This is a genomic window from Streptomyces sp. 3N207 (assembly GCF_052246355.1).
Lineage (GTDB): Bacteria > Actinomycetota > Actinomycetes > Streptomycetales > Streptomycetaceae > Streptomyces.
In genome coordinates, this window is record NZ_JBQQBV010000032.1 from 23,980 (window position 1) to 38,436 (window position 14,457).

Annotated in this window: 9 protein-coding genes and 3 pseudogenes; 9 read left to right on the forward strand and 3 right to left on the reverse strand. The window is 68.0% G+C overall.

Annotated features, from left to right (window positions below):
• Window positions 1–94 precede the first annotated feature (94 nt).
• Both ACTWP9_RS33030 and ACTWP9_RS33035 read right to left on the reverse strand, forming a co-directional pair.
• Window positions 95–1,123, reverse strand: a complete 1,029-nt coding sequence (locus ACTWP9_RS33030; protein WP_443250013.1) for an IS630 family transposase — start codon at window positions 1,121–1,123, stop codon at window positions 95–97.
• Between the two features lie 66 nt (window positions 1,124–1,189).
• Entirely contained in the window at window positions 1,190–1,912 is a 723-nt protein-coding gene (locus tag ACTWP9_RS33035) for a reverse transcriptase domain-containing protein (protein WP_443250014.1), read from the reverse strand.
• A gap of 516 nt (window positions 1,913–2,428) precedes the next feature.
• On the opposite strand from ACTWP9_RS33035, the gene ACTWP9_RS33040 reads away from it, so the two are divergent.
• The 8 genes and pseudogenes from ACTWP9_RS33040 (at window position 2,429) to ACTWP9_RS33075 (ending at window position 12,116) form a co-directional block, all read left to right on the forward strand.
• Window positions 2,429–2,665 carry an integrase core domain-containing protein gene (locus tag ACTWP9_RS33040; protein WP_443250060.1) on the forward strand — a complete coding sequence of 79 codons (237 nt, stop codon included), beginning with the start codon at window positions 2,429–2,431 and terminating at the stop codon, window positions 2,663–2,665.
• A 199-nt stretch (window positions 2,666–2,864) separates the two neighbouring features.
• Entirely contained in the window at window positions 2,865–3,071 is a 207-nt protein-coding gene (locus ACTWP9_RS33045) for a hypothetical protein (RefSeq protein WP_443250015.1), read from the forward strand.
• A 1,918-nt stretch (window positions 3,072–4,989) separates the two neighbouring features.
• Window positions 4,990–6,702: pseudogene (locus tag ACTWP9_RS33050) on the forward strand (ATP-binding SpoIIE family protein phosphatase); the annotation flags it as partial.
• 260 nt (window positions 6,703–6,962) lie between these two features.
• Window positions 6,963–8,090: pseudogene (locus ACTWP9_RS33055) on the forward strand (transposase); the annotation flags it as partial.
• A gap of 116 nt (window positions 8,091–8,206) precedes the next feature.
• Window positions 8,207–8,668, forward strand: a complete 462-nt coding sequence (locus ACTWP9_RS33060) for a transposase (protein WP_443250016.1) — start codon at window positions 8,207–8,209, stop codon at window positions 8,666–8,668.
• A 74-nt stretch (window positions 8,669–8,742) separates the two neighbouring features.
• Window positions 8,743–8,889: a hypothetical protein gene (locus ACTWP9_RS33065; RefSeq protein WP_443250017.1), complete on the forward strand. Its 147-nt coding sequence runs from the start codon at window positions 8,743–8,745 to the stop codon at window positions 8,887–8,889.
• Complete coding sequence (locus tag ACTWP9_RS33070; protein WP_443250018.1) at window positions 8,886–11,567, forward strand: Tn3 family transposase; 2,682 nt, start codon at window positions 8,886–8,888, stop codon at window positions 11,565–11,567. The genes ACTWP9_RS33065 and ACTWP9_RS33070 overlap by 4 nt, the downstream gene beginning before the upstream one ends.
• A 72-nt stretch (window positions 11,568–11,639) precedes the next feature.
• Window positions 11,640–12,116 (forward strand): hypothetical protein, encoded by a 477-nt coding sequence (locus ACTWP9_RS33075; protein ID WP_443250019.1) that lies wholly within the window; start codon window positions 11,640–11,642, stop codon window positions 12,114–12,116.
• A gap of 23 nt (window positions 12,117–12,139) precedes the next feature.
• On the opposite strand, the gene ACTWP9_RS33080 is transcribed toward ACTWP9_RS33075, so the two are convergent.
• Window positions 12,140–12,373: a hypothetical protein gene (locus ACTWP9_RS33080; protein ID WP_443250020.1), complete on the reverse strand. Its 234-nt coding sequence runs from the start codon at window positions 12,371–12,373 to the stop codon at window positions 12,140–12,142.
• A 1,527-nt stretch (window positions 12,374–13,900) separates the two neighbouring features.
• On the opposite strand from ACTWP9_RS33080, the pseudogene ACTWP9_RS33085 reads away from it, so the two are divergent.
• Window positions 13,901–14,449 (forward strand): annotated as a pseudogene (locus tag ACTWP9_RS33085) (tetratricopeptide repeat protein); the annotation flags it as partial.
• Between the last annotated feature and the right edge of the window lie 8 nt (window positions 14,450–14,457).

Here is a 14,457-nt window from a genome sequence, read left to right on the forward strand (position 1 = left end):
GCCCCTCAAGGCTCGGCGACTGGGTGAGGGGCCCCGAAGATCCCGGACAGGGACCCAATAGGGTTGTCCTGTAAGGAATCGAGGGAAGTATTGATCAGAAACTCAAAGGGTTCTCTTCGAGGATGTAGCGGACGTGCGGGCCGCCGAAGTAGCCGCGGACGATGTGCGGCTGGCGCTGGCGGCGGTGGAAGAACCTGCGGGTCTCGGCGGCGAGCTGGGCCTGGTCACGGGCCCGGCTGTGCATGGGAAGGCTCCGTTTGAGGTCGTTGACCAGTTCGTCGGGGTTCAGCTGCGGCGAGTACGACGGCAGGAAGTGCAGTTCGATCCGGTCCGGGTGGTCGGCGAGCCAGGCGCGGACCTTGCGGGAGCGGTGCGCGGAGTGGCCGTCCACGACGAGGTGCACCTTCCGGTCGAAGTGGCCCGCGAGCCGGTCCAGGAAGCGGCACATCACGTCGGCGTCGAAGGTCCCAGTGAACACCATGAAGTGCATCCGGCCCTTGGTGCTGATCGCGGACATCGCGTTGGCCGAGAAACGGTTGCCCGTGCGGCGGACAACCGGGGTGCATCCCTTGGCACCCCAGGTGCGGCCGGTGACCTGGTCGGAGCGGACGCCGACCTGGTCGGCGAAGAGCACCTCACCGCCCTCGGCCTTCGCCCTGGCCCGGATCGCCGGCCAGGTCTCCTCCCGCCAGAGGCGGACCCCTCCCGCATCCTGTTCTACGGCCCGCTTGTCCGGACGCTGGAACGACAGACCCCAGCGGCGCAGGTACTTGCCCACGCCCTGCTCGGTCAGCCGCACCCGGTACAGCTTCGCGATCAGGTCCCCCACCCCGGCCCGCGTCCACAGCTGCCCAGCCAGGCCCAGGTCACAGGGACGGTGATCCAGTACGGCCTGTCGGATCGCCTGCTGCTCGACCGCATCGAGAACCTGGTGTTCGCCGATCCGGCGCCCGCGCGGCTGGGCCACGAGCGCCTGCCGCCCGCCGGCCAGCCACCTCGCCCACCACTTGTCCACCGCCTTGAGCGAGACATGGAACACCGCCGCGACCTCCTCGCGAGTCCGGCCCTCCACCAAGGCGGCCACCGCCCGCAGCCGTAGGGCCTCCTGCGCCGACGGCGACAACTGCCGTGCATCCCCACCAGTTCACTCACGCAGGGATCAACGACCCAGAACACCTACCGTTTCGGATCAATACCGCTCGAACCTGATCGCCGGATATTCCCGGGCCAGCCACGCGTCGAAGGCGTAGTGCATGAACAGATTCGACAACAACGGCGAAATAGAGGACCCTTGGGGAGTCCCCTTTTCCCGCCTGACAAGCGCTCCGTCGGGCTGTTGCACGGGAGCGACGAGCCATCGCTTCACATACAACAGAACCCACGGGAGATTGGTATGCCTTTCCACTGCCGCGATGATGGGGCCGTGCGGAACGTTGTCGAAGAAGCCCTGGATGTCAAGGTCGATCACCCAAGGGTGCCTCCAGCACCGCTGCTTGCACATCTCCACCGCATCCAGCGCGGACCGTCTCGGGCGATAGCCATACGAATCCTGATGGAAGATCTGCTCCACACCAGGCTCCAACGTCATGGCCACTACCGTCTGGGCGATCCTGTCTGCCACGGTCGGAACCCCAAGGCTCCGAGTCCCACCGCCGGCTTTGGGAATATCAACCGCTCTCACGGGCGGAGGGAAGTAACTTCCCGAGGACAGCCGGTTCCACAGCTTGTACAGGTTGTTCTTCTCGTCCTGCTCAAACTCCGCTAACGACTGCCTGTCCACCCCAGCCGCTCCCCTGTTGGCTTTGACCTTATGCGTTCCAGACCAGCCGTTTCGGAATATCAAACGGCTTGCCCGCTGATCTTGTCTCGACCATCCGATTCCTCCCATCGCTGGTTGATCGTCGATCGACACTCAACAACACGTCCCCTTCGCTCCGCCTCTATTACGGAGGTTTCATCACTACTACGGGACGTTCCGCCCTCCCGACGCGCGACCGGTACTCCGGCCCTCATGGCTCTTCGCCACTTGCGCCTCTCCCTCTCGCGAGCCACGTCAACCCGTGGATCGCGGTTTCGCGGCGAGGAGTTCTCCAGTTCCGTTGTGAAGCCCAGACTGAGCTCGCGCCACCTTCATGCCGGACACCGCCAGACCAGTAAACAGGTTCCCGTCTGACTCATCCCAGGACAGCATTAAGGCCCTGGTTTCGATGCCATCTAAGCCTTACGACACGTCATCAGCGGTTCACTTGCGTTCGCCTTCTCAGCCCCCACCTGCCGCATTTAGTACGGCTTTTCCATGACGCTCACCACCACGACTCATTCACCTCAGCAGCTCATGGCGGTTTGACACCTGCACCTGCACGCCGATGCCGAAGGACCTACCTTCATCTCCACAACAGCATGGCAACTGTTCGTTTCCGTCTTCTACATCAGACCCTCACAATCACCTTCTGGACACACTAACGCCATGGCGGAATCGTTCTTCGGCGCCCTCAAGAACGAACGCGTCTCACGGGTGAGTTACCCCACACGCGAGGCCGCCCGTCGTGACATCATTCGCTATATAGAATTCTGGTACAATCGCAAACGCCTCCACTCGGCGGTGGGTTACCGACCCCCGAACGAAGTTCACGCCGAGTTCGAGGAGATGCAACTCGCTGCATAATTCGACAGACCAGATCGTGTCCGAGAAACGCGAGGCACCTCAGGCAGGAGTGGGCGTGTTGGTCTTCGATGACGTTGCGGGCTTCCGATAGCGTATTGAGGCAGCATTTGTGTGGGCATGGCGGTGTCGGCGGCCGTGTTGCGGCACTGGACGCACCTGGGCGCGTGGCGAGGCGTGACATTGGGTTGGGGAGGCAGCCGTGGCGGAGTCACGAGACAACGGGCGGCTGGCCGGGCGCCTGGCGGCCGTGGCGGCGTTGACATTCGTGCTGGTTGTTCCACCGTTGTTGGCGCAGTTCGACCAAATGGACCAGGTCTTCGGTGTCCCGGTTCTCTGGGCGTACCTCAATCTCGTCTGGGCGATCGTGATCGGCCTGGTCGCCGTCATCGGCGCCAGATCGCGGTAGTGCCGTGCTCCAGACCTGGGTCATCGTCGTTGTTTCGGTGGTCTACCTCGGCCTGCTCTTCGCTGTGGCCTTCTACGCCGATCGGAGAGCAGACGCCGGCCGGAGCCTGATCAACAACGGCACGACCTACGCGCTGTCCCTCGCGGTGTGGGAAACCGCGTGGGGGTTCTACGGCGACGTGGGCGGGGCTGCCACGACTGGATTCGGCCTCCTCGCGTTCTACCTGGGGCCGACGCTCATGCTCGCGCTTGGCTGGCTGGTGCTACGCAGAATCATCCGGATCAGCCGTCGGCACCGGGTCACTTCGCTGGCCGACTTCGTCTCCGCCCGCTACGGAAAGAGCGCGGCGTTGGGCGGCCTGGTCACGATCACCGCCGTGGTCGGGGTTGTTCCCTACATCTCGCTACAGCTCAAAGCGGTCTCCAACACCTTTGAGATCATCCGGCGGTATCCCGAGATCACCGCTTCCTCGGAGCTGGGCCATGTCCCGCTGCTTCAGGACACCGGGTTGTACGCCGCGCTGCTGCTCGCCGCGTTCACCATCCTTTTCGGCACCCGCCACCTGGACGCCGCCGAACGCCACGAGGGCATGGTCGCCGCCATCGCGTTCGAGTCCGTGGTCAAGCTCGCGGCGTTCCTCTCAGTCGGGATCTTTGTGACTTTCTGGATGTTCCAGGGGTTCGACGACCTGTTCACCCGGGCAGCGGACGCCGACCTCACCCAGCTGTTCACGTTGCGAGAGGGAACCAGCTACGGCACGTGGATCTGGCTCCTGATGGTAGGCATGCTGGCGATCGTGCTGCTGCCCCGTCAGTGGCAGGTCACCGTTGTCGAGAACGTCGACGAGCGGCACCTCAAACGGGCGATGTGGCTGTTCCCGCTGTACCTGCTCGCGTTCAGCCTCTTCGTGTTTCCGCTCGCAGCCGGCGGGCTCCTGCGGCTGGGACGGGCCGTCGACGCCGACACCTATGTGCTGACCCTGCCGATGGCCGAAGGCCAGCAGGCCCTCGCGCTGTTCGTCTTCATCGGCGGCCTCAGCGCGGGCACCGCCATGATCATCGTCGAGACAATCGCGCTCAGCACCATGGTGTCGAACTCGCTCGTGATGCCGCTGCTGCTGCGCGGCAAGTCCCGGCTGGCGCACAGGGACGACGTCGCCGGGCTGGTGCTGGGCATCCGCCGGACGACCATCGTGCTGGTCGTGCTGCTCGGTTACGCGTACTTTCGGCTCGCAGGCGAGGGGCCGGCGTTGAGGTCGATCGGCCTGGTGTCGTTCACGGCTGTAGCACAGTTCGCGCCCGCGATCCTCGGCGGCCTGTTCTGGAAGGGCGGCACCCGCTGGGGCGTGCTGGTGGGCCTTGTGGCGGGGTTCGTCATGTGGGCGTACACCTTGCTGCTGCCGAGCTTCGCCGAGTCCGGGCTGCTGCCTGCCTCGTTTTTGCGTGAGGGCCTGCTCGGCATTGCGCTGCTCCGGCCGCAGCAGCTGTTCGGCCTGGAGGGAATGGACCCGATCAGCCATGCGATGTTCTGGAGCGCACTGGTGAACATCGGTGGCTATGTCGTTGTCTCACTCGCCGGCCGACCGAATGCCGCCGAGCGGGAGCAGGCGGTGCAGTTCGTCGACATCCTCGCGGAGCCTGTCAGAGAACGGCGCTGGCAGGCCCGTGTCACGGTCGGCGAACTGGAAAGGCTGCTGGAGCGATTCCTCGGCCGAGAGCGCGCCCTGCGGGCGTTGGACTCCTACCCCGGAACGAGGCCCGAGTCGCCGGAAACCGTAGCGCCCCCGGAGCTGGTCCATCACGTGGAAGCCCAGCTCGCCGGTTCGGTCGGCGCGGCGTCCGCGCGGCTCGCGGTCGACACGGTGGTCGACGAGGAGCCGGTCCGCACCGAAGAAGTCATGGAGATGTTCGGTGAGGCATCGCAGAGGGTCGAACTGTTCCGCCAGCATCTGAAGTTGCTCTACGACGCGACAGGCAGTATCGGCACGACCCTCGACGTGACGCGTACGGCCGAGGAGCTGGCGCAGGTCGCGGTCCCGCGCTTCGCCGACTATGTCACCGTCGACCTGCCCGAGGCCGTGCTGCGCGGTGACGAACCGGCGGTGAACGGGGGCGGCATCGGCACCGGTGACGGCGTTACGCAGATGCGGCGCACAGCCTCCAGCGGCATCCGCGACGACGCTCCCCTCTTCACGGTCGGCGACCTGATCACCTTCGGACCGTCATCGCCGCAGGCCTATGGCATCGCGAGAGGGCAGGCCGTCCTGGTGCCCCGTCTGGAGCAGTCCCCGGGATGGCAGACTCTCGATCCCTCACGCGCCTCCCTGGTCATCGACTACGGAGTCCACTCGCTCATCACGGCGCCGCTGCGCGCCCGCGGTGTGCTGCTGGGCGTCGTCAACTTCTGGCGCTCGGAGAAGCCCGAGCCCTTCGAACAGGACGACCTCTCCCTCGCCGCCGAGCTGGCCGCTCACGCCGCCGTCTCCCTCGACAACGCACGGCGCTACACCCGCGAGCACGGCATGGCCGTGGCGCTGCAGCGGAGCCTGCTGCCCCGCGCACTGCCCGAACAGAACGCCGTAGAGGTCGCCTACCGCTATCTCCCCGCGCAGGAGGGGGTCGGCGGCGACTGGTTCGATGTCATCCCCCTTTCGGGCGCCCGCGTCGCCCTGGTGATGGGCGACGTCGTCGGGCACGGGCTGCACGCCGCCGCCACCATGGGACGGCTGCGCACCGCCGTGCACAACTTCTCCTCCCTCGATCCGCCGCCCCACGAACTCCTCGGCCATCTCGACGAGTTGGTCACCCTCACCGACCAGGACGCCGTCGCCGCCGGCGACGAGACCACCATCACCGGCGCCACCTGCCTGTACGCCATCTACGACTCCGTATCCCGCAGCTGTGCCATCGCCAGAGCCGGCCACCCGACACCCGCCCTCGCACACCCCGACGGCACAGTGGAGTTCCTGGACGTGCCCTCGGGTCTTCCCCTCGGCATCGGCGGACTGCCCTTCGAATCCGTCGAACTGCACCTGCCCGAAGGCAGCAGACTCGTCCTGTTCACCGATGGCCTCGTCGAACGCCGCGACCAGGACATCGACACCGGGCTCCGGCTGCTCGGCGAGACCCTGGCGCGCGCGGACCAGTCCCCCGAGCAGACCTGCGACGCCGTGCTCGACGCCCTGCTCCCGGAAGTCCAAAGCGACGACATCGCGCTGCTCGTCGCCCGTACGCGGGTGCTGGGAGCCGGACAGGTCGCACAGTGGGACGTGGAGCAGGACCCCGCAGCCGTTCCCCGAGTACGCGCCGCCGTCTCCGCACGGCTGACGGAGTGGGAGCTGGAAAGCCTCGCGGACACCACGGAACTGATCCTCAGCGAACTGATCACCAACGCCATGCGCCACGGCGTCGGACCCATCAAAGTGCGGCTGCTGCGCGACCGCACGCTCACCTGCGAGGTCTACGACCGCAGCCTCACCTCACCGCACCTGCGCTACGCCGCCACCATGGACGAGGGCGGGCGAGGCCTCTTCCTCGTCGCCCAGCTCACCACACGCTGGGGAACCCGCTACACCAAGGACGGCAAAGTCATCTGGGCCGAGCAGACCACCCCAGAGGCACCCGACAGCTGACCGACCCGACCGTCGACTGCCAACGCCTGATTCAGGGTGTTGCCGGACCCGAGTCAGGAATTCGCCAGCAAGCCCTGACATGCACTGTACGTAACGCCTTCGTAATGCCGGACGGCGCGAAGCACCTCCGGACAATCTCCGGTGGGCAGAGAGAACGCCGCGAGGCCAAGTGGGATGGAGTTCTGTACTGTCCGTTGTCCACACAAACCAGGTTGCACCACTGGCGAAACCAGGGACGGGACTGTGCGAACGGGCCCGGAATGGGGCGCCTACAGGGCAGCGGTCAGGCCGCCTGGATACACGGCCCTGAGTGCTATCGGTTGGACGATGGATCGGCGTGCCACTCAGTACGGACGGCCAGGCTTCCCCATGCACAACGCGTGCACAACCGCGCCGGAAAACCCCGGGAAACCGCAGGTACACGCGGGAAATCCAGCCAAGCCCGGGTGGGCCCTGAACAGGACGTTCTCCCAGGTCAGGGCCCACTCCGCCTACAGAGTGGACAGTGCGCCAAGATCCATCTGGCCTGCGACGGCCGCGGTCGTCCCCTGGCTTTGCTGCTCAGCAGCCCCGGCCAGCGCAACGACAACCCATGCGCGCGCCCTTTGCCGGAGCGCATCCGCGTACCGCAAATCGGACCCGGCCGCCCACGCTGGCGCCCTGATCACCTGATCGCGGACAGGGCCTACAGCTCGCGCGGCTTCCGGGCCTACCTGCGCCGGCGTGGGATCGCCCACACCATCCCCGAACGCTCCGATCAGAAAGGCCGCCGTCGACGCCGTGGCAGCGTCGGCGGTCGCCCGCCGGGCTTCGACCGAGAGATCTGCCCGCGCCGCAATACCGTCGAGCAGTACTTCAACCTGCTCAAAGGTTTCCGTGGCATCGCTACCTCCCGGTTCGACAAGACTGCCGCCCGCTATGAAGCAGCGGTCTGTCCGGCCTCAGAAGCCGTTGCCCTATCGATCACGAGGACGGTTCTGATCGAACGGGATTCTTGGTCGGGTGATCTTGGCCGAGTGGCGCATGAAAGCAGGACCTCCGGTGCAGCACGAGGGTTGCGAAGCCAACTCGAGTGCAGGGAGGCCCTGTTGTCCCAGTCTTGCGTGCCGGTGCCGGTCGCGTCCAACTCGCGTGTGTCGGCGTGCGATTGCCTCGCTCACCGGTTCGGGAACGCGGCTGACCGCTCCGACCGGGTGCGGCGGTATCCCACCGACATGACGGACGCGGAATGGCAGGTGGTGCGCGACGCCATGCCGGTCCCGGCCTGGCTGGAGGGCCGGGGCGGACAGCCGGAGGGCTACTGCCACCGGCAGATGCTGGACGCCTTGCGATACGTCACCGACAACGGAGTGAAATGGCGCGCGCTTCCCGCGGACTTTCCGGCGTGGGACCGGGTCTACGCATTCTTCCGCAGGTGGCGCACGAAGGGCCTGGCCCAGGAGTTCCACGGCCGGCTGCGGGAGAAGGCCGCCAGGCCGAAGGGCGCCAGGCACAGCCGACGGCGATGGTCATCGACTCGCAGTCGGTCAAGGCGGCGGCCTCGGTGCCCGCGGTCTCACGAGGCTACGACGGCGGCAAGAAGATCAACGGCAGGCGCCGGCACGTCATCACGGACTGTCTGGGCCTGCTGCTGATGGTACTGGTGACGGCCGGGAACGTTACCGACCGCCAGGCCGCCCACATGATGCTGCCCCGCCTGCACGAGCGGTTCGCCGCGATCACGCTGCTGTGGGCCGACAGCGGCTACAGCGGCCGGCTCGTCGCTTGGGCGAAGGAGAAACTGCAGCTCACGCTGCAGATCGTGAAACGCTCCAACGACATGTCCGGGTTCGTGGTGCTGCCCAGACGGTGGGTGGTGGAGAGGAGTCTGGGGTGGCTGATGTGCTCGCGTCGTCTGGTGCGGGACCTCGAGACACGGCCCCGGACTCCTATCTCAGACACCAGCCGCAAAGTAGGCGTGCTGTAGCGCCGGGCATCGTGTCCCAGCCGGTGCGCGCGTCGTTGGTCCGATGAAGTGATCAGCGAACGAAGGGGCGGGGTGTGCGGCAGGAGTGGTCGCCGGAGGATCTGCTGGCTAGCTGGACGCTGGTGGATGGCGACTGGAAGTTGGTGGCGAACAAGAGCGGGGCGACGCGGCTCGGCTTCTGCCTGATGCTGAAGTTCTTCGAGATGGAGGGTCGGAGATGACGGCGTGGCTGGCCGCCGAGGTGTGCCCGGTCGAGCTGGTGGAGGACCGGCAGCGGGCGGCGCTGCTGGTCGAGTATCGGGCGCGGAAGATCGAGCCTCCGGGCCCGAGCCGGATCGAGAAGATCCTGGCCGCCGCGCGGGGACGGTGGGAGAAGGAGTTCTGCGCCCGGACCATCGGCCGCCTGGGTGCGGCCTGCGCCGACCGCCTGCTGGAGCTGGTGGCGGAGGGCAACGACGAGGGCGCCACGCTGCTGGCCGCGCTGAAGCGCGACCCGGGCGCGGTGGGCCTGGACTCGCTGCTGACGGAGATCACCAAGCTGACCGCCGTACGGGAGCTGGGGCTGCCAGCCGAGTTGTTCGCGGGCTGTTCGGAGAAGATGCTGGCCGCCTGGCGGGCACGAGCGATCAAGATGTACCCCTCGGACTTCCGCGAGACCGCCGAGGACGTGCAGATCACGCTGCTCGCGGCCCTGTGCTGGTCTCGGCAGGCGGAGATCACCGATGCCCTGGTGGAGCTGCTGATCTCCCTGGTGCAGAAGATCAATACCCGGGCAGAGCGGCGGGTGGAGAAGCAGCTGACGGCGGAACTGAAGAAGGTCCGGGGCAAGGAAGGCATCCTCTTCCGCCTCGGGGACGCGGCGGTCGGCCAGCCGGAGGGGACGGTGCGGCGGGTGCTGTTCCCGGTGGTCGGGGAGAAGTCGCTGCGCGACCTGGTCGCCGAGGCGAAGGCGAACGAGAAGGTGTTCAAGGCCAAGGTCCGCACCACGCTGCGGTCCTCCTACAGCAGCTACTACCGCAAGATGCTGCCGCCGCTGCTGGCCACGCTCGGCTTCAAGTGCAACAACACCGCCTACCGGCCGGTGATGAACGCGCTCGCGCTGCTGGAGCGCTACGCCGAGGTCGACGGCAAGACGCGCTTTTATGACGCCGGCGAGCAGGTGCCGCTGGACGGCGTCGTACGCAAGGACTGGCGGGAGGCGGTGGTGGACGAGCGCGGCCGCATTGAGCGCATCCCGTACGAGCTGTGCGTGCTGGTGGCGCTGCGGGACGCGATCCGGCGCCGGGAGATCTACGTGAGAGGCGGCCAGCGGTGGGGTAACCCGGAGGACGACCTGCCCGGCGACTTCGAGCACGCCCGCACCGTGCACTACGCGGCGATCCGCCAGCCGATGGACCCTCAGGAGTTCATCGCCGACCTCAAGCAGCGCATGACCAGCGGGCTGGACCGGCTGGTTGCCGCGCTCGCCGACGGCTCCGCGGGCGGGGTGAAGTTCACCACCCGCAAGGGCGATCCGTGGATCACCGTGCCGAAGCTGGAGAAGCTGCCCGAACCGACCGGCCTTCAGGCACTGAAAGAGGAGGTCGCCCGCCGCTGGGGCGTCCTGGATCTGCTGGACGTGCTGAAGAACGCCGACTTCCTGTCCGGCTTCACCGACGAGTTCTCCTCGGTGGCCGCGTACGAGCGCATCGACCGGCCCACGCTGCAGCGCCGGCTGCTGCTCGCCCTCTTCGCCCTGGGCACCAACATGGGCATCCGGGCGATCGTGGCGACCGGCGAGCACGGCGAGAGCGAGGCGGCGCTGCGGCACGTGCGCCGGCACTTCATCACCGTCGACAACCTGCGCGCAGCGGTGACGAAGCTGGTCAACGCCACCTTCGCCGCCCGCGACGCGGCCTGGTGGGGCCAGGGCACGGCGTGCGCGTCGGACTCGAAGAAGTTCGGGTCCTGGTCGTCCAACTTCATGACCGAGTACCACGCCCGCTACGGCGGCAACGGCGTGATGATCTACTGGCACGTGGAGAAGAAGAACGTCTGCATCTACTCCCAGCTCAAGTCCTGCTCCTCGTCCGAGGTCGCGGCGATGATCGAGGGCCTTTTGCGGCACTGCACGGACGCCGAGATCGAGTCTCAGTACGTCGACACCCACGGCGCATCCGTGGTCGGGTTCGCCTTCACCGAGCTGCTGAACTTCCGGCTGCTGCCCCGGTTGAAGAACATCGGCGGCATCCGCCTGTACCGTCCGGACGACACCCCGCCGGGCTGGCCGGCCTTCGGTGCTTCCCTGACCCGGCCGATCAAGTGGGATCTGATCGCCCAGCAGTACGACCAGATGGTCAAGTACGCCACCGCGCTGCGCCTGGGCACCACGGAGCCCGAGCAGGTCCTGCGGCGCTTCACCCGCGGCGGCCCCAAGCACCCCACCTACGCCGCGCTGGAAGAGCTCGGCCGCGCGGTTCGCACCATCTTCGCCTGCGACTACCTCGCCAGCCCCGAACTGCGCCGCGAGATCCACAGCGGGCTGCAGGTCGTAGAGAACTGGAACAGTGCGAACACCGTGTTCCACTACGGCAAGGACGGCGCTCTGACCGGCCCGGACAGGGAACACGCCGAGACCTCGATGCTCGCCCTGCACCTGCTGCAGTCCGCGCTCGTCCACGTCAACACGCTGCTGCTGCAGCAGGTCCTCGCCGAGCCGGCCTGGACGAAGAAGCTCTCGGACGAGGACCGGCGCGGCCTGACCGCGCTGTTCTGGTCGAACGTCAACCCGTACGGCACCTTCCGCCTGGACATGGACAAGCGCCTCGACCTGGTGCCGGCTGCCGCCGTGCCCCGCCCCCGCACTTCGGCTGAGGGCGCTCTCTTGGCGGAACCAAGGACAACTGCGGCACGTATCTGATGGGGTGACGTGCTGGGGCACTGGTGTCGGTTATCTCCCAGGCGGATCGATCTCCGTGTAGAAGGGGCGAGGATGTTGTCGGAGGCAATGGCCGCGCTGGCCGCGGCGGGAGGCACTGCGGTGGTGCAGGCCGCAGGCACCGACGCCTGGACAGGGTTCCGCCAGCGGGTGGCCCGGTGGCTCGGCCGGGGAAACCCGCAACGCGAGAACGACGAACTGGAGCGCCTCGACCGGACCGCAGGCGACCTGGAGTCGGTCGGGCCGGCCGAGCTGGAGCGGGTGCGTATCCGTCAGGAGGCGGCGTGGCAGGCCCGTATCGAGGCCCTGCTGGAAAGCCTCGACGGCTCCGAGCGAGACCAGGCAGCCGAGCAGCTGAACGCCCTGCTTGAACAGTGCATCCCTCAAGGCGGAGTGTCAGCCAGCCAGGGCGGGCAAGTCGTCGGCGGGAACGTGGACATCAGTGCCGACCGCGGGTCCGTAGCCGCCTGGAACATGGGCAACGTGACCCCGGGAAACCCTCCGCAGCCGGGGCCGCCTCATCAGGGCTGAGTGGCCCCGGCACCACAGCAAGCTCAAGCCCCGGTCCTGCCGCGGTCCAGGCCACACAGGGCGGGGTCGCCGCGTACAACATCGGGCAACTCCACCAGCACATTTCCGAGGAACGGACTGTTGCCCGGATCGATCGTGCGCGGCCTGTCGAGTCGTGGACCGCGCAGCAGCTCGGCGTCCATCCCGCCATTCACGGCACCACCACGCCGGATACCGACGGCGCCTTCGTCCTCCCGGACTACATCGAACGCGACCACGACCGGCAGTTGCGCAACCGCCTGGCCCAGGCCGCCTCCGCCGAGCAGGCGACGCTGGTGCTCGTGCGTGGAGAGTCCTGCACCGGCAAGACCCGCACCGCCTTCGAAGCCGCCCACGCCTGCCTGACAGGCTGGCAGCTGGTCTTCCCGAAGAACGCCACCAGGCTCCTCGCCCTGCTCGACGCCGACGCCCTCGCCCCGCACACCGTCCTGTGGCTCAACGAAGCCCAGAACTTCCTCACCGGGACCGGCGCAGAGGAGGCCGCCTCCGCATTGCACAGCCGACTGGAGGAGCCTGGACCGGTCGTGATCCTGGGCACGCTGTGGCCCGAGTACCACCGCGCCCTGACCGCCACCCCGCAGCCCGGCACAGACACGCACGCGAACGCCCGCGCCCTGCTCAGTCAGGCCAAACTGATCGACGTCCCGGCGTCCTTCACCGTCGACTCTCTCCGGGATCCGCGCGTCCAACGCGACCGCTCGCTGGGCACGGCCGTGAGCACGAGCACCGGCGGGAGGATCACCCAGACCCTGGCGGCAGGCCCGCAACTGGTCGACCACTACGAACAGGCCACCGAACCCCACGGTGCCTGCGGCCACGCCGTCATCACCGCGGCCATGGATGCCCGACGCCTCGGCCACACCTCACCCCTGCCGGCCGCACTCCTCAAGGCCGCTGCCCCCGGCTACCTGACCGAACAACAGCGCGCCGCCGCGGACCCCGACACCTGGTTCGCCCACGCTCTCGACTATGCGCGGGAAAAGGTCAAGGGCGTGGCCGCAGCCCTGGAACCCGTCGCCAACCCGGACGGCATGGGAGCCGTCCCCGACATCTACGGCCTCAGCGACTACCTCGACCATCACGCCCGCACCATCCGCTGCCACGTCTTCCCGCCTGGCTCCTTCTGGATTGCGGCCCGGGACCACTCAGCCAGCACAGCTGACCTGAACGCCCTGGCGGTCGCGGCCAGTTCGCGGGGCCGTTACCGCATCGCGGACCGACTCGCCCAGCGGGCCGTCGACGCTGGAGACACCCGCGCCCTGGGGAAGCTGGCGCGGCTACGCGAGGAGGCCGGAGACACCGACGGCGCCGAACGACTCGCCCAACGGGCCGCCGACGCCGGAGACACGGACGCCCTGGTGGAGCTGGCGCGGCGGCGCGAGGGGGCCGGGGACACCGGCGGCGCGGAACGACTCGCCCAGCGGGCGGTCGACGCTGGAGACACCCGCGCCCTGGGGAGGTTGGCGCGGCTATGGGCGAAGGCCGGGGACACCGACGGCGCCGAACGACTCGCCCAACGGGCCGCCGACGCCGGAGACACGGACGCCCTGGTGGAGCTGGCGCGGCAGCGCAAGGAGGCCCGGGACACCGACGGCGCGGAACAGCTGTACTGGCGGGCCGTCGACGCCGGAGACAGGGACGCCCTGGTGGAGCTGGCGGGGCTGCGCGAGCGGGCCGGGGACACCGACGGCGCGGAACAGCTGTACTGGCGGGCCGTCGACGCCGGAGACAGGGACGCCCTGGTGATGCTGGCGGGGCTGCGCGAGCGGGCCGGGGACACCGACGGCGCGGAACAGCTGTACTGGCGGATCGCCGACGCCGGAGACACCCGCGGCCTGCTGGGGCTGGCGGGGCTGCGCGAGGGGGCCGGGGACACCGACGGCGCAGAACGATTCGCCCAGCGGGCGGTCGACGCTGGAGACACCCGCGCCCTGGGGAAGCTGGCGCGGCTACGCGAGGAGGCCGGGGACACCGACGGCGCCGAACGACTTGCCCAACGGGCCGCCGACGCCGGAGACACCCGAGCCCTGCTGAGGCTGGCGGGGCTGCGCGAGGAGGCCGGGGACACCGACGGCGCAGAACAGCTGTTGTTGCGGGTTGTCGACGCCGGAGACATAGACATCCTGATCCCGCTGGGGTGGGAGCGCGAGAAGGCCGGGGACACCGACAGCGCAGAACAGCTGTACCTGCGGGCCGCCGACGCCGGAGACACGGACGCCCTGGCGTTCCTGGCGGGGCTGCGCGAGAAGGCCGGGGACACCGACGGCGCGGAACGATTCGCCCAGCGGGCCGTCGACGCCGG